The sequence below is a fragment of the Kitasatospora sp. NPDC089509 genome, from assembly GCF_044749365.1.
Taxonomy (GTDB): domain Bacteria; phylum Actinomycetota; class Actinomycetes; order Streptomycetales; family Streptomycetaceae; genus Kitasatospora.
Map to the genome: position 1 here is coordinate 163,616 of NZ_JBIVHS010000016.1, position 18,860 is coordinate 182,475.

Consider the following 18,860-nt stretch of genomic DNA (forward strand, 5'->3'; position numbering starts at 1 on the left):
CGGGCCGGTGGTGTCCCAGCACGGACACCACCCCTTGGCCTCGGTTCGACCACCGGCTCACCGGCCCCCGTGGTCACCGGCCACGGGGTCGCCCGGGCCGGGCAGGAGGTAGCCGGTGTGCGCCTCGGGGACGTGCCCCGGGGCCTGGTCGGTGGGGCGGGGCGAGGTGACGCCGTGGGTGGTCCATGCGGTGGGGGCGGTGGGTTCGGCCCAGGTCCAGGTGCCGTGCTCGGGCTGGGGCATGATCAGGTCGGTGCGTTGCCCGGAGGGGACGGGGGCGAGGACGGGGCCGAGCGGGAAGGCGGTGCGGATCCGGGCGAGGGCCCGGTCGGTGTGGGCGGGGGGAAGGGTGAGACTGACGGCGGGCACGATGTCGGTGACGGCCTGGACGCTGTTGTGGGGGCAGGCGAGCAGGGTGACGAGGGTGTCCTCGGGCGCCTCGGGGTGATCGGTGTCGGTGGCGCGCGTGATGTCCTGGGCGACCAGGGTGATGTCCTCGGCGCTGGGGGGCAGGGTGAAGCCGGCGGGGTCGGCCGGGTGGTGGGTGTGGAAGCGGGAGTGGTCGGCGGGACCGGTGGCCGTGGGGTGGGTGAAGTAGCCCAGCAGACCGTCGCCGACGAGGTGCGGGTCGCCGAGCAGGACGGGCCGGCGGGTGGCCGGCGCAACGGTCGGCTTCGGGTTGCCGAGGGCTTCCGGGGTGGCGGCGGGCAGTGGCGGGCCGTCGAGCTCCAGGCGCAGGCGCGCGGTCATGAGCGCGCAGGGGCGGCCGAGGGCGAAGGCGAGGTTGCCGCGGTCGGCGGTGCGTGGGGCGGGCGGGGTGATGGTGTCGAGGCCCTGTTGGACGGAGTCCAGGAGCGCGGCGAGCGCACCGTTGCCGCCGCTGCCGGGGGCGGGCACGAGGGGCTTGAGGAAGGCCGCGAGTGCGGGGTGGTCGGCGGCGAAGTCCCTGAGCGGGGCGGTGGCGTTCCACGGGGTGCCGGCGGGGGTGTCGTGGGGGCCGGTGTAGCGGGAGCCCGGCAGGGGGCGGCAGCGGGCGACGCCCGCGTCGATGCAGTGCAGGTCGAACAGGGGCCGGCCGTCGGGTTCGTAGCACAGCAGCGAGTGGCGGCGGCCGGAGCGGGTGGCGAGGATCCAGCCGTGGACGGGGTCGCCGGAGTCGGGGGTGTCCAGCTCGACCAGGGGGACGCGGGTCGCCGCGTCGAGGAGGTCGAAGCGCAGCCGCGCGCCCTGGTGGAGGCGGGGAGGCAGGTCGACGAGGTCGGAGGCGGGCTGGCCGTCGACGGCGTAGCTGCGGGTGGCGTCGGTGACGGTGAGGGAGGGGGCGCGCACCGTGATGTGCCCCTGGTCCTTGACGAGCGGGCTGATGGTGCGTCCGAAGCTGTCGGTGATGGTGAGGGAGGTCAGGCACAGCTGGGCGGCCCGCTGCTGCGGGAACGTCCTGTCGCCGAGAGCGGCTTTGTCCTGTCGGCCGGCCAGGATGGGGGTTTCGGCGGTACGGGGGAGGTGGCCGGTGCGGGCGGCCAGGACGCTCTGGGGCGGGGTGACGTAGCCGGAGGTGGGCGGCGCGTAGGTGAGGTCGTCGGTGTCACCGGGGGCGTCGGCGCTGCGGGTGCGCAGCCCAATGTCGGGGCGGCGGCAGGCGAGGGTCTCGTTGACGCCGGCGAGGGTGAAGGACTGCACGTCCCACTCGTTGGCGGTGATCCTGTCGAAGAGGCCCTGGTGGGCGTCCCTGGCACGCGGGTCGGGGCTGACGGCTGCGGCGTGCTGGAGGCGGTAGCGGGCGTGGGCTTCGAGCAGGGGCTGGATGTAGGTGTGGCCGGAGACCGTGCGGCGGACCGCCGTGGCACGGGCATCGGTGCGGGGGGTGCGGCTGACGTGGGTGTAGCGGCTGAGGGCGGGTGTGCCGGGGGCGAAGGCCCAGTCGGTGGCCTCGGCCGGGTAGAGGTCGGCCTCCCACTCCAGGATGACGGGGAGCCAGGGCTGGTGCCACCAGCGGACGTAGGGGAGGTCCGGCGTGACGGCCGTGAGGTCGGTGTCGCGGGCCTGGCCGCCCTTCGTCCGGACGGCTTCGGTGACTCCGGCGAGCTGAGCGGAGAACTCGGCGGCGAGGCCCGGCAGTTGGGGACGGACGGCGTCGAACGACGTCGGGGAGGTGTCCGGCAGGGGGAAGGCGGGTGCGGTGGCCGAGGGCAGTGCGGTGGCCGGGCGTACGGGGAGCGGGCCGCCGAGGAAGCCGTCGTGTTCCCGGCTGCGGCGGCGGTCCTGGAGGTGGGAGACGGTCACCACGGGATTGGCCGGTGCGTGGAACGCTGGCAACGGGGTCGGCTGGAGGCGGTGGTGCGCGGTGTCGATGCCGTGCTTACCGCCCCAGTCGGTGAGACCGCGGGGAGTGGTGTCGGCGGGCAGGGCGGCGACGCAGTCCTTGATCCCGTGGTCGAGGTCGGCGATCCGGGCGGCCAGGCTCCTCAGGGAGTCGTTGACGCCCTGCTGCGGTGGGTTCGGGGCGAAGCGGTCGTAGGGGCTGGTGATCCACCACAGGCCTTTCAGACGGGTGACGAGGTCCTTGCGCCGACGGACCAGCCCGTCCAGGCGGGCCTGGGCCCGGTTGAGGTCGTCGAGGGTCTGCTGCTCCTTGTCGCTGAGGGGGACGGGCGCGGCGGGGAGCCCGGCGGTGGGTTCGACGGCGGTGAGGTGCCAGCGGTGGCCGCCCGGGAGGGCACGGAACTCCCGGGTGTGGCGCGCGTAGTCCAGGGCGTGGTCGAGCGCCGGCTCGGTGTCGTGTTCGGGCAGGTGGGGGCGGTTGGAGGCGTCGAGCAGGTCGTAGCAGAAGGCCTCGAACAGGGCCGCGTCGTCGGGGGTGAGCAGGTCGTCCTGGGCGAAGAGCGCGGTGGCCGCCTCGACGGTGGAGTGCCCGACGGCGAGCGTCACCGTGGGCAGCGGGGGCCGGCCCTCCAGGTCGACCGGTCCACCGTCCGGGAACGTCAGGTGGGCGGGGTCGAGGTCGGCGGTCCAGGGCAGCCCCAGGACCCTGCCGACGTAGAGGGTGCCGGCGGGGTCCTGGACGGGCACGTCCTTCGGGAGGGTCCAGTGGAGTGACGCGAGCCGGGCCGGGAGGTCCTTCGCGGTGGTGGCCCCCAGGGGGTCCGCCGACCGGTCGGAGTACCAGCCGACGACCAGGTAGCTGACGGTGATCTCGTGTCCGTTCGCCCTGTTCGGGACGGCCTCCAGGTCGGCCTGGGTGTCGTGGAAGGACAGGATGTTCCGGTTGTAGGGCCCGTACTGGGCGAAGGCGGGCAGGCCGGTGCTGTCGACGGTCAGGAAGGGCTTGGTGGCGGGCTCCTCGGGGAGGGGCGTGCCGGTGCCGAGCGGGTGTGCGCGGCCGTAGCGGGCGTTGCGGGGGAAGCCGCCGCCCTCGGGGCGGCCGGGCAGGACGGCGGCCGAGTCGTCGACGGCGGGCTCGTCGCCGCGCAGGAGCCAGGAGCGGACGTCGGGCGGCGGGGTGGTGGAGCCGTCGGGGTGGCTGGTGAAGCTGTGGCGGATGACGAGCCATCGGTTCGGGATGAGCGGGAAGCGCATCCCGCCGGGGCCGGTGGGATCGATGTGACCGGTGCGCAGCGCGATGGGCAGTTGCCACTGCACGTAGACGCCCGGTTCCGCCGGATGCGTGTTTCCCGGGTCGGCCGGCCCGTGCTCGGCCAGCGCATGGAAGTCGGGGGTGCGGCTGTGCACGTCGTCGACGTTGGAGCTGTTGACCAGGAGGGCGTCGACGTCGATCGGGACGATCAGGGGCGCGGGCTCGGTCATCTCAGCGGGTCTCTCCGGGGGTGATGTCCAACTGGACCGGAACGTGCAGGAGCTGGAAGGCGAGGGTTTCGGAGTTGCGGGCCGTGCCGGTGCCCAGGTGGGCGCAGATGTCGTCCAGGAGCGGGCCGGGCTCCAGGACCTGTCCCCGGCGTCGCGTCGAGGTCGACGGCCGGACGTACGTGTCGGTGCCGAACACCTTGAGCGTGGTCGGGTTCGCCGGGACGCCGCCGTCCGCGTTCCGGAGGGTGAGTCCGCCCTCGGCACTGTCGAGGCCGAGCTCCAGGACGTGGGCGGGCTGACGCAGGTGGACGACGGTGGGGGTGCGGTCGAACAGCAGGAGCAGGGTCTCGGCGCTCAGCAGTCGCCAGGAGGTGAGGGCTGCGCCCTCGACGGTGAGGCCGAGCTGCTTTCCCGGCCCCGGTCCCGTCGGGGTGGCGGAGGTCGGGGGAGCGGTGCTGTGCGGGGCGGGCGCCGGGGGCCAGGAACGGACCAGGGGTGAGCGCAGCAGCAGCCCGCAGCCGGGGATCCCGGGGCCGTCCCCGGAGCTGAACACCACCTTTTTGAGGAGGTCGGTGAGCTGGATGTCGGCGTGGGTGTGGGCGCCGACGGAGAGCATGCCGTCGGCGAAGGCGTTCAGCCAGTGGCCGTCGATGTGGAAGAACCGGGCGCTGTCCGGCGGCAGGACCGCGTCGGGCAGCGGCAGCAGGTACCAGGTCGGTACCAGGGCCAGCATGGCCGCCGGGTCCCACTGCCAGGTCTGCGACCCTGCCGGTCCACCACCGGCGGCATCGGGGTGGGCGGAGGCCGCTGCGGCCAGGTCGGCGGACAGGGCCTGGCGCAGGGGCTCGCGCCACCCGGGATCGGCCAGCAGCGTCGCCAGGTGCTTCGGTACGGACGCCGTACTCCCGCCCGTGGGCTCGGGGCGGGCGGCCGTTCCTGCTACGGGGGTGGTGTGGAGCCGGTCGGTCAGACGGACGCCCAGGCCGTCGACCATGGCGGCGTCGAAGGCCGTCCGCAGGCGCTGCGGGGCCGTCAGCCGTCTGATCCCCTCGGCCCGTGGCGGGGGCACCGGACCACCGGATCGGGTGCCGAGGGGATTGAGGGGGCGGGCGACCGACTGGGGGTGGGTGGCCAGGGCGGCGGCGCGGGCGAGGGCGCCGGCCGTGTGGCGCCAGGTGAGCATGGTGTCGAAGAGGTCGTTGCGGCACATCACCAGCTGGGCGCCCAGGTTGAAGGCGGCGGCCAGACTGATGTCGAACACACCGTCGCCCTTGACGTAGATCAGTGCCTCGTCCGCGCACGCGTACGGGGTGTGCTCCGGTGCGGGCTCGGTCGGTCCGGGGACGAAGGGGCCCCGGTACCAGGCGAGGGTCTGTTCGCCCGTCACCAGGCGGTGGCGGACCGGGCTGTAGCCGGCGTACAGGCGTGCTTCGACCGGGTCGGCGGGATTCTCGGGCCCGGGGACGCGCAGCCGCCCATGGCTGCCGTCCTTCCTCTGCAGGTCCTCCCTGAGCGCCGTGATGGCGCGGTCGTCGTCCCGGCCCTTCACCTCGGCGGGGTCGAGGGTGGTGAAGGTCCACGAGAACAGGGACACCATGCGCACCTTGACGGTCGAGCCCGCCGGAGGTGGGGAGGTGAGGGTCCCCTCGTGGCCGGCCAGCGAGACGACATGGGCGGTGTGGCGGCCGGGGGTTCTGGGGAACCGGGCCGCCACCAGGGTGGCCGTGGCGGGCGGGGCGTGGACGGCGTCCTGCGTCCCGTCGTCCTGCCCGGTGCTCTTCTCCCGTGGTTCACGGACGTGGGCCCACAGGTGCAGCTCCTCGGGTGCGGGCAGGAGGTCCCGGTACAGGTCGGCCGGCAGGTCGATCACCGTGCAGGAGGTCTGCGCGGACCCGTCGCCGAGCTCCAGGTCGGGCACGCGGGTGTCCGAGGACGATTTCAGGAGGTCGACGGCCTTGCCGGTGTGGATGTCCCCGGCGTCCAGTTCGTCCTCGGCGATGACCAGCAGCGCCATCCACGGCCGCTCCGCCCACGTCGGGTCGGTGTGGCCGCCCGGCAGCAGCTCGTGTTCCCACGGCAGGTAGGGGTCGCCGAAGGAGACGAACGGGAGCAGGTATCCGTACTCGCCCGACCCCCCGGGCGGGGGGAAGCAGCCGCAGACGTCCGCGCCGGACACCGAGAACCGGGGCGTGCCGGTGACGAGCGTCTGATCCGGTGACCTGAACGTCCACAGTGGCGAGCTCTCACCCGTCCGGGTGACGGTGTGGGTCGCGGAGACGGTGTACTCGGCTCCCCGCAGGGCCGGCCGCCAGCCGGTGTACAGGCCGACGCCGGCCTTCCGGTCGGTCACGTGCGCTTCGTTCCTTCCACCAGCTGGGGTTCGGCGTCCAGGTAGTCCGCGCAGTGCCGGGCGAACGCCTGCAGGCCGGCGTCGGGAGGGCAGCTGAACCCCGGGATCGGGGTGGTGCGGTGGGCGAGCCCGGCCAGCAGACCGGTTCGCCGCCGGGCGGACGCCGAGGAGGCGATGTCGTCGGCGACGACCTTCAGGGGTGAGGGATCGCCGGATTTCCGGTCCTGCGGCGGGAAGCTGCTCGGGTCCTGCGGCGACGGAAGGTCCACCGCGAACCGCTTCACCGTGAACGCCTGCTCGGGGAGAACGGTCGGCTCGGTGTGGACCCTCGTGGGCGAGCAGACCTCGACGCCGGTCGCGTAACCGTCGATCAGACCGGGATCGGACCGGCTCTGTGCCCCGGCGCCCCACAGCGCGGCCGGCACACCCACGCTCGTGGCGGCCGCCTGCCACGACTCGTCGTCACCGGCCGTGTCGACCGTTACCTGCTTCCCACCGACGGTGAGGCTCACCACCAGACAGGAGTCGTAGGCGGGCGGTGTCGCACCGCCGTCCGCCATGGGACGGATGTGCAGGGACTTCGACGGCTGGGGCCCCACCTCCGTGCCGTTGACCGTGACCGAGGCCGCCGGCACCGCGGTCCGGACACCGAAGCGGAATCCGCCGCGCGCCGCCGTCCACACCTCGGCTGCGTGCCCGCCCTTGCCGGGGGCGGAGGGCAACAGGCCCCGCAGGGCCGCCAGGTGCACCACCTTGCTGTCCCCGGCCGGCAGCATCTGCCGGCGGAACGCGTCGGCGCTCAGGACCGTCGCGCCACCGGAGTCCGAGCCGAAGTCGACGTGGACCGTCCACCAGCCGATCTTGAAACGGGCCCGGCCCCCGACGGGCGGACCCCACACCCTGCCGTCCGCGGACAGTTCCAGGGAGAACGGGCCGGCCTCCGCACGGATGCTGCCGCCCCAGTCGACGTCGAAGTAGAGCGGATCCCACTCGATCAACGCGTCCGCGTACACGCTCGCGTGCACCGAGGCCGGGCCCCAGTCGCCGCTCAGCGACGCGTTCAGACCGGCCATGAAGGCATGCGGGGCCAGGGCCGCGTAGCAGTTGCCCGTGACGTGGACGCCGCTCCCGACACTCCAGTCGAACCCGAGCCGACGCACCCGCGGGTAGTGGCCCGGGGCGCGGAACCGCGGGTGGTAGCCCCCCACCGTGGCGATGAAGTCGCCGGGGTGGGCACTGTCGCCGAACCACAGGCGGACGGCCAAGGCGCCCCGCAGCTTGCAGGCGGGATCGAGGATGAACGAGCCGTCCGCGACGACCGCGTCGATCGCCAGTGTGTCGGTGCTGCGCCGGTATTCGGCCCGCAGGTCCACCGCGAGCTGCGCCCACGGGGTGGTGCTCCCTTTGGGGAACGCGGCCTAGGCCCGGCCGTACAGGCCGACGACGAAGTCGTCGCCGAACTGTGCCACGGCCACCGCGGCGACGTCGACCTGCTCGTAGACCTGTGCGCGCAGACCGGCGGCCAGCCAGATGCCGTTCCGGGACGGGGTCACCCAGGCCTCGGTGCCGCCGGTTCCGAGGAGCTTGTCGAGTGCTCCCAGTGGGTCGTTCGGGGGCTGCTGCCCGTCGAGCATCGTCACGAACGGGAAGGAGGAGACCTCCGTGATCGTCGGCGTGCGCACCACGGAGTGGTAGCCGAAGCCGGCGGCCAGTGCCTGGACCCGGAACATCGGGGGTCCGATGGCCTTCTCCTTGAGGTCCAGGACCCCGAAGACGAACAGCGACGGATCCGCCGAGTCCTTGGGCTGGGCGTAGAAGCCGAGGGCGGTGACGCTCACGGCGGGGGTGCCCACCACCGCCTCCCCGCCGAGGGCCAGGGCGTACTTGGAATTCGCGTCCTGCTTGTAGCGGACGAACTCCCCGGCGACCGTGATCGGGGGCCGGTCGAGACCCAGCCCCAGCCCGTCGAGGTGGAAGACCGGTGTCCGGGGGGCCTTGAGCGGCAGCTCGGCGCCCAGTCCCCGGGTCGCCAACTCCACACCGCCGGCGCTGACGGAGGCGTCCACCAGCAGGTGCACCCGACCCTCGGCGTAGCCCGCCCCGATGCGTACCAGCTGCACGGGGCCGAACGTACGGTTCGCCGCCCACCACGCGGTGGCGGCCGCCCCGGCTCCCGCGGCAGCGCCGTCCGCCGTGGTGGCGGTGAGCGACGGTGCGGGACGGGTGCCGGTGCCGAGGCCGAACGGGTGCCGGACACCGCCGAACAGTGCGTCCAGCTCCAGGTAGGGGCCGGTCCGCACGCCCTCGGGAACCTGCGGACCCGTCGGGAGCAGCGCCGCCAGGCGCTGCCTCCTGGCGTCGTCCAGGTTCTGCGACAGGTACCCCATGCGCAGTTCGCCGACGCCCAGGCCGTAGGAGGAGGGCAGTAGCGAGTCGATCAGCGGAAGCCGCAGCCCGAGGGCTTCCAGGTCCAGCGCCGCGGCGACCAGCCGGACCCGCTTTCCGTCACCCGTGGTCACTGTCACCGGCCCGCTCCGCTCGGACGGTGTGCCGTCTCGGCCCGGAGGGCGGGACACGGGAGGAGGCCGCGTGCCGTCGCCCGCCTCACCACGGGGACTTCCGGTGCAGCTCGGCCGAGAGCCCCTGCACGCCGTCACGGTCGATCGTGACCCTGTCGTCGGAAAGGTAGGGAAGTGTGTGGTCAGGCCAGCGGACCGGGTTCCCCTTCAGGTCGTAGACGGAGTCCTGGGTGATGTACCACGCCCCGGTATCCGAGTCGGAGGGGTAGTCCAGGCTCGTCAGCGGGACCCCGATGCCGAAGGTCTTCCAGTTCCAGGGCAGTGGCACTGGCTGGGTGTCCTGCGCCATGCCGATCGTGCCGTCCTGCTCGCCGATGAGAACGAGGTCTCCCATGAGGTGATGGAAGAACTCGATCGGTCGTGCCGCAGAGGTCGGTGCCGTGCTCTTCCAGTCCACTCCCGTCGCGTAGGTTCCTTCGCCGTCCTGCCAGCAGACGGTGGGGAGTTCGGGGGTCTGGGTGCAGCCCTTCAATTTCGGGACGGGGGTGTCGGTCTTGAAGGGTGTCAGCTCGCACCTCCAGGTGGTGGGTTGGTCGGCCCCCTTCATGTCCTGGTAGGCGAGGAGCTTCCCGTTCTCGACCCGCAGGCCCCATTCCCACTGGCGGGTGTACTGCGGCCCCTGCCCCTTCTCCAGGTTCGGGTCCTGGTACCGGTCCGTCCCGGTGCCCATGGACAGGGTGGCCGATCTGGCAGCGGGGTCGGAGGGGACTCCCGAGCGGAGGTCCCAGGTCCCCGCGTCCCCGCTGACCCAGACGCCCGATGTCGCGAATTCCTCCCCGGTCCACGTCATGGTGTCGGTCTGCACGCGGACGTACCGGAGACCGGGGACCTGAACGTTCTGCAACGTGCCGTCGGGGCCGCTCCAGGTGACCCTGTCCTCGCCGCTCAGCACGGCGGTGACCTGCCCCGGATCCGCGGCGAAGGTGGGGAACACGGCCATGGGGAGAAGGTGGTCGAGGAGGCCGGAAGGCTGTTCGGGCCACCCGGACTTGTCGTTCGGGCCCTGCCAGGTGACTTTCAGTTCCGTCGCCGTCGAACGCCAGAGCTGCTCCACCCGGTCCGGTTCGGCGAGGAGCGTGAGCTTGGCCCCGGCGGGGGCGAAGAAGCTGAACGGCTGTGCCTTCGCAGGTCTGCCGTCGCTGGTACGGCGGGTGAAGGTCGTGGCCTGGCCGGCATGGGTGACGGTGATCTTCACGTCGTGGGTGCCGGTGACACCGGGCTCCCGGAGGATCGGCAGCAGCCGCAGGACGCGGTAGGCGGTGGTGAACTCGATCGTGTAGTAGCCGTCAGCCGGTGCGGTGAAGTCCAGCGCTGCCCCGGACGGCTCCAGGACGTACGTGCGGCTGTTCACCTCGTTCCGGCCGGGGAAGGTGATGGTGCCGCCGACGGTGAGCTGGGTGAGCGTCTCGTCCGTCGTGGGCACGGGGACCGTGACCGTGAGCGCGTGCCGTGTGTCCGGTGACTCCCGCTCCGTCGCGGTCAGGGTGAAGGTGGTCTCGTTCGCCAGCCCGGTGACGGCCACGGAGCGTGCGTCACTGTCCAACGTGCGGGTGGAGCCGTTCCCCTCCAGAACGAACCCGTCCACGGTGTGGACGTCACGGGCTCGCCAGTGCAGCCGTGCGGTGCCGTTGAGGGCGGGGTCGGGGCAGGTGAGGTCGCCGAAGTAGAACCCCGACGGGTACTTCACCAGCGGAGGGAGGTCCGGCGTGACGTGCCCGGCGTCGTTGGAGGCCGAGAAATCGATCTTGGCCTCGCCCGGGGCCTGGTTGATCCGCACGCCGGCCAGGGAGAGCCGGAGGAAAGCGCCGACAGCCGAATCGGGCCGGCAGGTGATCGCGTACCGGCCCTGAGAAGCCTTGCGGGTCACCCGCCACACTGGTCGGCCGTCGCGTTCGTTCCTGTTGTCGCTGACGATGACGCTGATCGCGTCGGCGGCGGCCTGGTCGGGGAGGAGATCTCCCGGGGCGCTGCCGATGGGCAACGTCACCGTGATCTCGGTGGACGGATCCCACCGGGGTACGGAGAACACCAGGTGGAGGTCCACGATCGACGCGAACCCGGTCGTCGACGAGACGAACTCCGGGGGAGAGGTCGTCAGGGTGCAGAGGGATTGGTCATCGGACACAGCGGAATCCTCGGGATCGGCGGCGTTTCGCGGGGTACCGGCGGGTCACTCGGGGGGAGGTTCGACGTAGAGCGTCCGCTTGACCGTCAGGCGGCGGAAATCGCGGTCGGGGGCGGCCACCAGGACCGTCAGGGACGCTGAGGCCGTGGCGCCGTCGGTCGTCTCGGCGGTGAGCAGGAAGGTGGTGGCTTCCATCAGGCCGCGGGTGGCGAAGCTCGTGGCGTTCAGCGGCAGGCCGATCGGGACGGAGGGGCCGGGCCGGCTCACGCGCGACAGGACATGAAGACTCCTCAAGGGCGCGGTCGAAGTGATCCGCCAGGTCAGCGCCGTGCCGAAGCCGTGCGCCACCAGGGGATCGGCGGGGGTGAAGTCGCTGATGGACAGCTCGGTGCCGGGCACGGCTCGGGCTCCGTTCGGATCGGTGCGGGCAGGAGCTCTCACGGTGACGGCTGCGGTGGCGGAACCGGGCTGATGGGAAGGATCCGGGGTTCACTGATCAGGACTTTGAGTCGAGCGTTGAGGGTGCCGCCCTGCCAGGTCTTCCAGCCGTCCTGGGCCTGGACGCGCAAGGGGGACCCACCGGGCAGTTTCAGGCCGAGCGGGGAGTCGGTGCCGTCCAGCCGGAGACTGCCGACGACCGGGGCGCCCCCGTGGATGTCGGTCATGACGACGTCGAGGACCGGGGGCTTCAGGTCGGGGACCAGGCCGTCGGTCTCGGTGATCGCGAGGACCGCCCACCGGTCGCCGTCCGCCGGCTCGGCGAGGTCCAGCGGTTGGCCTTGCTGCTGGTTGGCCCGGTACTCCTGGTCGAGCGCCGAGGCGTACGCGGCGCCGAGGAGGAGGGCCTCCCGGACGGTGACGTCGGTGAGGGGGGTGGTCGGTGCCACGACCTCGACGATCGCCTGGTGCCGGTGGGAAAGTCCGCCGCCGGCGAAGGCCTCCAAGGTGTAGCCGGTGGTCCCGGAAAGGTGACCGGTGCTCAGTTCCCGGTCGTCCTTCCCGGGATTGTCGGCGTCATGGTCGTAGGAGTTCAGGGAGTAGCCCTGTACGCCCTCGGCCGACCACAGCAGCTTGGTGGACTGCCCCAGGGCGACCGACGGATCGGCGGGCGCCAGGTAGTCGAAGAAGAACCCGTGCGGAAGCTTGGTCAGGATCACCTCGGAGGAGTGTGGCTCGACCTCGTCCTGGGTGCCGACGGCTGTCCAGGCGGTGACCCGGAGGTCCGCCTTGCCGGGGGTCCGGTTGAGCTTCACGTCCGGGAAGCGGAAGCTGACCTGGTCCGCTTCGGTCGTGGTCCCGTACGGTGCGATGGTCGTGTCGTCGGAGGACTCGAACGCATAGGTCTCCGGCTTCGACAGGGTAGCCGCCGTCCAGCCGGGCGGAATCACCACCTTGTCCGCGTCCGGCAGGTCCTTGTCCGATGAACACAGGTCGCCCTGACCCTCACCGATTGGCACCGTCACGGCGATTCGGGCGCACCGGACGGGCTCCTTGCCGTGGTTGACGACGATCAGCTCGACGGTGTCCCGGCTGCCCGCGTTGAGCGGGATGTTGTTCCAGCCCTGTACGGAGAAGCAGAGCGGTGTCGCACGGACGGTCGGATCCGCTGGGGGCCGGTTGACGGGGAGGGGGTCGAGACCGGTCACGGGCCGGCCCTTCGCGGAGAAGCATGATCGGACGGGCCCTTCGCGAGGATCACCGGTTCTGTCCTTCCGAGTCCTGGAACTGTCGCCCCCACATGACCACGTGAGACTTGTTCGTATTCGTATCAGCTGGGGGATTCGAGCCGGATTCGCTCGAACGAGCCGACGGCGGCGTTGGGTTGACGCAGGCCCCGCTGCGGGCCCGGAGGGCGATCAGCTCAGGGTGGCCAGAGCGAGCACCCCGTGCTCCGTCTTGACGGTGACGGCGAGGTCCTGTGCCTTCGGGCCCCGGGTGTAGCGGAGGTCGGCCTCGGTGATCGCCGGCGCGATCTCCTTCACGATGTCCGGGATCTCGCCATCCGGGATGCCCAACCGGCGGGCGAGGGTGCTCAGTTCCACCGGCTCCGCAGTGGCCAGGGAGGCCCCCAGCTCCCAGGTGTCGTTCGTCTTGTTCCTGGTGAGGCCGCCGGAGAAGATGAGCATCGGGGAATCCGCGGAGGCGTGGTCCCGCAGCGCCAGGTGCGTCGTCACCGCTACGGAACCGCCGGTGGCCCACTCCAGGGTCACGACGGCGTCCGCCTTCACCCCGGCGATGTCCAGCGTGACGCCGAGGCCGATCTTCCAGGATTTCCAGGGGTCGTCCGTTGCGACTTCGAAGGAGGCGTCGTGGAGCGCCAGGCTCTGGATGAACGGTGGAATGTCGGGTTTGACGTGCCATTCCTCTTCGGCCCACTTCAGGAGATTGCTCATGCTGATTCCCGTGGCACCGCCCCGGTAGCGTCGGAACGTGGTGCCGTCGGCAGAGGGGTCGTCCAGGGTCAGCGTGACGGTGGATCCCTTGACGGAGATCGAAAGGGAGCTCGCCGTCGATGTCGGTACGGTGGTCGCGCGGAACACGCGTGTCCGGGGTGCTTTCTCCAGCTTCTCCTTCGGAGGGCACCGCGTATCCCGGCTGCGTGCTTGCCGCAGGGGTTTCTTGGCGGTGCTCCGGATGTAGTCGGCATTGCTTGGAATGTAGTCCGGACCGGTAGGCTTCGTGACGTAGTACCAGTTCTCGGGGATCCTGCTCCAGGCGGCATCCGTCACGTCCTGGGGGTATTTGGCGCGACTGAAGAGGTAGCGATAGGTCTGATAGAACTCCAGCAGGTAAGGCAGTTTGTCATTCGCCAGTGTCGGGTTCTTGTCCTCGTCCACCCCCTCTCCTGGGGCTGTGAGGTCCGAGAGTGCCAAGAGCCGTCTGGCTGCGCTCTTGGCGCGGCGGTCCTCCAGTTCATCGACCAAGAACGCCTCCGGGTCCTCGCCCGGGTCGTCCACGCGCCCTGCCGGATTCTTCGGCCCCGCCTTGCTGGGTCCGATCACCAAGTTCCCCGGGCACCAGAAGAAGATCTGACCGAACTCTTCCAGCTGGGTGGCGCATTCCCCTTTCGTGTTGCTGTCGTGGTGGAACTCCTTGTTCTGGAGCTCGGCCAAGAAGTCGTCTAGTTTCTGTTGGCTCTCGATGCCCTTCAGGGGTAGGATGCCGGTTTGCTTGCGCAATTCCCCGAGGAACTCGGAAACAGATTTCGGCGGTGGCTCCCGGTCGTCCTTGTAGTAGTGGTCGACCGCATAGTTCCAGTATCGAATCGCCCTGCTGCCGGGGAAGAGGTGGTGCCTCGTCAGGGCGACCTTGATCTTGGCGTCGGGCTTTGCCCTCCTGTTCAAATCGTCCGGGTCTCGTGGATCCATGGTGCCAGGATTTTCCTCCGTGCCGGACTCGACCCTGTTCTTGTACGGCAGGGCGGCGTGTCCCGGCTCGAACTTGATATCCATCGGTTTGCTCGATGCCACGAGGGGCCCTTCGGGGCTCGGCGGGGTGTTGGTCCACCACGAATCTCGGACACCGGACCGGGGAGCAGGATGTGTGCGAAGCGATGTTCACCCGAACGGGTAAGTCGACCACCGGAGTACGCCCGCGACGCAGCCGTCCGGGTGATGTGGGGCGCGGTCGCGTGTGGCTTCGGGGGGAGCGGTTCGGGGCGGGTGGTTGGCTGTCCCGCGAGTCGCGGCCAACTGGCCTGGTGCGGTGGTGCGGAGAGCCCCCGGCGTGCGGCAGGGGTATCCGAGCGGGCGGAGGCGGTCGGCGGTGGCGGCGAAGCGTGCGGGTGAACGGCCCCGGAAACGTGGCGGGTTGCGTTCGGTCGTCCGAAGGGCTGGCCGGGTGCCGGCCGCGGTGGCGGGCGGGCTGGGGCGGCTGCCCGCGCCGCCGGGGCCGTTCCGGGCCGGGTTCTGGCGCAGTCCGATCCGGGGGCCGTGGCTGACCTCGGTGTTCGGGCTGGTGCTGCTGGTCGGGATCCCGGTGCTGTTCGTCACCGGGGCGCTGTCCTACGCCGCCTACAACCCCGACCTCGGGCCGCTCAACGACCAGACGCCGGACAAGGGCCTGTTGGGCTTCTACCTGTTCGACTGGCCGACCCGGCCGTACTGGCTCTACCGGCTCACCCAGGGCGTGCACGTGACGCTCGGCGTCGTGCTGGTGCCGGTGGTGCTCGGCAAGCTGTGGTCGGTGATCCCGAAACTGTTCGAGTGGCCGCCGGTGCGCAGCCCCGCCCACGCGCTGGAGCGGCTGTCGCTGCTGATGCTGGTCGGCGGGGCCGTCTTCGAGTTCGTGACCGGGATCCTCAACATCCAGCTGTACTACGTCTTCCCGGGGTCCTTCTACACCCTGCACTTCTACGGCGCGTGGGTGTTCATCGCCGCGTTCGCCGTCCACGTCGGGCTGAAGTTCGGCCGGCTGGTCCGCGCCCTGCGCTCGCGCCCGCTCTGGCGGGAGCTGCGCACCGGCGTGGCCGGGACCAAGCCCGAACCGCCGGATGCCGACGGCCTGGTGGCGACGGCCCCGGCCGCGCCGACGATCGCCCGGCGCGGTGCGCTCGCCCTGGTGGGCGCGGGGTCGCTGGCCCTGCTGGTGGTCACGGCAGGGCAGAGCATCGGCGGACGGCTGCGCCGCACCGCGCTGCTGGCACCGCACAACCGCCCTCCGGCGAACGGCCCGAACGGCTTCCAGGTGAACAAGACGGCGGCGTCGGTGGGCGTTTCGCCGGCCATGGTCGGCCCGGACTGGCGGCTGGAACTGCACGGCGCCGGGCCGGTGCAGGTGTTCACCCGGGAGCAGCTGCTGGCGATGCCGCAGTGGCCGGCCCTGCTGCCGATCGCCTGCGTGGAGGGCTGGTCCACCGAGGACCAGCACTGGAGCGGACTGCGGCTCGCCGACCTCGCCGCCTTGGCCGGGGTGCCCGACGCGGCGGACGTCCTGGTGGACTCGGTGCAGCCGCCCGGCCCGTACTCCTCCGTGGTGCTACGCGGCAACCAGGTCCGCGACCCGCTCTCGCTGCTCGCCCTGCACGTCAACGGGGTCGACCTCGCGTTGGACCACGGCTACCCGGCCCGGATCATCGTCCCCGCCAACCCCGGTGTGAACAACACCAAGTGGGTCCGCCGACTGACCTTCCGGAGCCGATGATGGATGGACGGACGGGTATCTCCCGCTGGTACGGCGCGGGCCCGCTGCACCTGCTCGCACTGCTCGCCTCGCTCGCCCTCACCGGCTACGCCGTCCAACGGTTGGTCGTCGACCGGCCGCTCGCGGTGGCGATCTGGTTCGTCGGCGCGGCCGTCGCCCACGACCTGGTGCTGCTCCCGCTGTACTCGATCGCCGACCTCTCGGCCCGGTCGGTGCTGCGCCGCCGGGCGCCCGCGCGGACCGCGGGCGTCGGCTGGATCAACCACCTACGGGTGCCGGTGTTCCTGTCCGGCCTGCTGCTGCTCGTCTGGTTCCCGCTGATCCTCGATCTGTCGGTGCCGTACACCGGGGCGACCGGGCTCTCGGAAGGGGTCTACCTCGGGCGGTGGCTCGCCATCACCGGGGTGCTCTTCGGTCTGTCCGCCGTCGTCCTGGCGATCCGGATCCGGCGCGCCCGCCCACCTCGGCGCGGGCGCGACGTTCGCGATTCGTAAGGCGCCACCTGGACGGATCCCCGCCGGCCCGCTCCTACAGTGGTCGGGCGGTTCCCCTGATGAGAGACGGTGGACATGATGAAGCGTCAGGAAAACCCCCGGGCCGAACTGGGTGTGATCGGCGGTTCCGGGCTGTACGCCTTGCTGGACGAGGTGGAGGAGGTGCGGGTCGGCACCCCCTACGGCCCGCCCAGTGACGCGGTCTTCGTGGGGGAGGTGGCCGGCCGCCGGGTGGCCTTCCTGCCTCGGCACGGGCGCGGGCACAAGCTGCCGCCGCACCGGATCGACTACCGCGCCAACCTGTGGGCGCTGCACTCCCTCGGCGTGCGGCAGGTCCTCGCGCCGTGCGCGGTGGGCGGGTTGCGGCCCGAGTACGGGCCCGGGACGCTGCTGGTGCCGGACCAGTTCGTGGACCGCACCTCGGGCCGGGTGCAGACCTACTACGACGGGCAGCCGCTGCCGGACGGCACCATCCCCGGGGTGGTGCACGTGGCGATGGCCGACCCGTACTGCCCGGCCGGGCGCGGGACGCTGCTGGCGGCGGCGCGCAGTGCGGCCTGGGAGCCGGTGGACGGCGGCACGCTGGTGGTCATCGAGGGCCCGCGCTTCTCCACCCGCGCCGAGTCCCGCTGGTTCACCGCCAACGGCTGGTCCGTGGTCGGCATGACCGGACACCCGGAGGCCGTCCTCGCCCGCGAACTCGGGCTCTGCTACAGCTCGTTGGCGCTGGTCACCGACCACGACGCCGGAGTCGAGCACGGCGACGGGGTGACCCACACCGAGGTGCTGGAGGTCTTCGCCCGCAACGTCGACCGGCTGCGCGCCGTGCTGTTCAAGGCGCTGGAGGCGCTGCCCGTCGAGCGGGAGTGCGCCTGCCCGCACGCCCTGGACGGCCTGACGACCGGCCTGCCGGGTGTCCCGGGTGACTGACCGGCCCACCCTCACCCGGACCCTGCCCTGCGTCCTCGCCCTGGCCGCCCTCACGACGCTCCTCGCCCTGACCGTGACCGTCGGCGGCACCCTCGGGGACCGGGACCGGCTGAGCGACTGGTACCTCCTCGACGCGGTGCTCTTCGCGCTCGCGCTGCTGCTGCTCCGCCGGGTGCCCGACCGCCAGGTGGTCCCGCTGATGCTGGCCGGCAGCCTGCTGGTCGCCGGGGTCGGGCTGCTGGCACCCCCGCGCACCAGCGACGACGCCTACCGGTACGTCTGGGACGGGCGGGTCCAGGCGGCCGGGATCTCCCCGTACGCCCACACTCCGGACGACCCGGCGCTGCGGCGGCTGCGCGACCCGGGCCTGTTCCCGGCCGGGGGCGACTGCACCGGCTGGGACCACCACCGGACGGCGGCCGGGGACTGCATCCTGATCAACCGGTCCGATGTGCACACCATCTACCCGCCCGTCGCGGAGGCCTGGTTCCTGGCCGAGCACCCCTTCGGCGGGGGAGTGCGCGGCGTGCAGGTCGGCGGCGCCCTGCTGGCGGTGGCCACCACCGGCGTCCTGCTGGCCGTCGGCGGGCGCCGACGGCGGGCCGCACTGTGGGGCTGGTTCCCGGGCCTGACGATCTGGGCCGTCAACGACGCCCATGTGGACACCCTCGGGGCGCTGCTGATGGTGGCCGGGCTGGGCTGCGCGGCCCGCCGCCGGGCCGGTGCCGGTGGCGTCCTGCTCGGTGCGGCGGTCGCCACCAAGCTGCTGCCCGCCCTCGCCCTGCCCGGGGCGGTCTCCGGGCTGCTGGCCCGGCGCCCGACCAAGCACGACCTGCTGCTGCTCGCCGCCGCCCTCGGCACCTTCGTGGCGGTGTACCTCCCGTACGTCGCGGCCTCCGGCGTCGGCGTCCTCGGGTTCCTGCCCGGCTACCTGAAGGAGGAGGGGTACGAACAGGGGCACCTGGAACGCTTCGGCCTGCTGCGGGCGCTGCTGCCCGACAGCCTGGCGCCGTGGGCGGCGGCCCTGGTGCTGGGGGCGGTGGCGCTGTGGGTGCTGCGGCGCGGCGACCCGGCCCGGCCCTGGCGGGGGGCGCTGCTGGTGACCGGCAGCGCACTGCTGGTGGTGGCGCCCAGCTACCCCTGGTACGGGCTGCTGGTGGTGGCGCTGGTCGGGCTGGACGGGCGCTGGGAGTGGCTGGCCGTCCCGGCGGCCGGGCAGGTGCTGTACCTGGAGGGCGGGGAGGAGGTCCAGCGGGCCGCGTACGGGGCGGCGCTGGCCGTCGTGCTGGTGGTGTCGGCGCTGCGCGGGCTGCTCGGCGGTGAACCGGTGCGCGGGGCGGCGGCACCGGAGGCGTCGCCGGAGATGACGAAAGCCTGACGGTACGCCCCCGGCACTGGCCCCGACCCGGTCCGACCTGCTCGAATCGGCACGTGAC

The 18,860-nt window shown here is 72.0% G+C and carries 10 protein-coding genes and 1 pseudogene; 4 read left to right on the forward strand and 7 right to left on the reverse strand.

Annotated elements, in window-relative coordinates:
- Positions 1 to 57: 57 nt before the first annotated feature.
- The 7 genes and pseudogenes from ACIP4P_RS29160 to ACIP4P_RS29190 form a co-directional block, all read right to left on the reverse strand.
- The gene (locus ACIP4P_RS29160) at positions 58 to 3,804 is read right to left on the reverse strand and encodes a hypothetical protein (protein ID WP_400923455.1); all 3,747 of its coding nucleotides are present in this window, start codon (positions 3,802 to 3,804) and stop codon (positions 58 to 60) included.
- A gap of 1 nt (position 3,805) precedes the next feature.
- The gene (locus tag ACIP4P_RS29165) at positions 3,806 to 6,154 is read right to left on the reverse strand and encodes a hypothetical protein (RefSeq protein ID WP_400923457.1); all 2,349 of its coding nucleotides are present in this window, start codon (positions 6,152 to 6,154) and stop codon (positions 3,806 to 3,808) included.
- Positions 6,151 to 8,541 (reverse strand): annotated as a pseudogene (locus ACIP4P_RS29170) (DUF6603 domain-containing protein). The gene ACIP4P_RS29165 and the pseudogene ACIP4P_RS29170 overlap by 4 nt, the downstream one beginning before the upstream one ends.
- Before the next feature lie 217 nt (positions 8,542 to 8,758).
- Positions 8,759 to 10,858 (reverse strand): hypothetical protein, encoded by a 2,100-nt coding sequence (locus ACIP4P_RS29175; protein ID WP_400923459.1) that lies wholly within the window; start codon positions 10,856 to 10,858, stop codon positions 8,759 to 8,761.
- A gap of 45 nt (positions 10,859 to 10,903) precedes the next feature.
- Complete coding sequence (locus tag ACIP4P_RS29180) at positions 10,904 to 11,257, reverse strand: hypothetical protein (RefSeq protein ID WP_400923461.1); 354 nt, start codon at positions 11,255 to 11,257, stop codon at positions 10,904 to 10,906.
- Positions 11,258 to 11,295: 38 nt separating this feature from the next.
- Positions 11,296 to 12,504 carry a hypothetical protein gene (locus ACIP4P_RS29185; RefSeq protein ID WP_400923463.1) on the reverse strand — a complete coding sequence of 403 codons (1,209 nt, stop codon included), beginning with the start codon at positions 12,502 to 12,504 and terminating at the stop codon, positions 11,296 to 11,298.
- A gap of 210 nt (positions 12,505 to 12,714) precedes the next feature.
- Positions 12,715 to 14,310 carry a hypothetical protein gene (locus ACIP4P_RS29190; RefSeq protein WP_400923465.1) on the reverse strand — a complete coding sequence of 532 codons (1,596 nt, stop codon included), beginning with the start codon at positions 14,308 to 14,310 and terminating at the stop codon, positions 12,715 to 12,717.
- A 388-nt stretch (positions 14,311 to 14,698) separates the two neighbouring features.
- Between ACIP4P_RS29190 and ACIP4P_RS29195 the strand changes: the two genes are divergently transcribed.
- The 4 genes from ACIP4P_RS29195 to ACIP4P_RS29210 all read left to right on the forward strand — a co-directional run bounded on the left by ACIP4P_RS29195 (position 14,699) and on the right by ACIP4P_RS29210 (position 18,802).
- Positions 14,699 to 16,000: a molybdopterin-dependent oxidoreductase gene (locus ACIP4P_RS29195; protein ID WP_400923467.1), complete on the forward strand. Its 1,302-nt coding sequence runs from the start codon at positions 14,699 to 14,701 to the stop codon at positions 15,998 to 16,000.
- Positions 16,000 to 16,494, forward strand: a complete 495-nt coding sequence (locus ACIP4P_RS29200) for a hypothetical protein (protein ID WP_400923469.1) — start codon at positions 16,000 to 16,002, stop codon at positions 16,492 to 16,494. Before ACIP4P_RS29195 ends, ACIP4P_RS29200 begins: the two co-directional genes overlap by 1 nt.
- 78 nt (positions 16,495 to 16,572) lie before the next feature.
- The gene (locus ACIP4P_RS29205) at positions 16,573 to 17,424 is read left to right on the forward strand and encodes an S-methyl-5'-thioadenosine phosphorylase (RefSeq protein ID WP_400923471.1); all 852 of its coding nucleotides are present in this window, start codon (positions 16,573 to 16,575) and stop codon (positions 17,422 to 17,424) included.
- Positions 17,417 to 18,802 carry a hypothetical protein gene (locus ACIP4P_RS29210; RefSeq protein ID WP_400923473.1) on the forward strand — a complete coding sequence of 462 codons (1,386 nt, stop codon included), beginning with the start codon at positions 17,417 to 17,419 and terminating at the stop codon, positions 18,800 to 18,802. Before ACIP4P_RS29205 ends, ACIP4P_RS29210 begins: the two co-directional genes overlap by 8 nt.
- Positions 18,803 to 18,860: the final 58 nt, after the last annotated feature.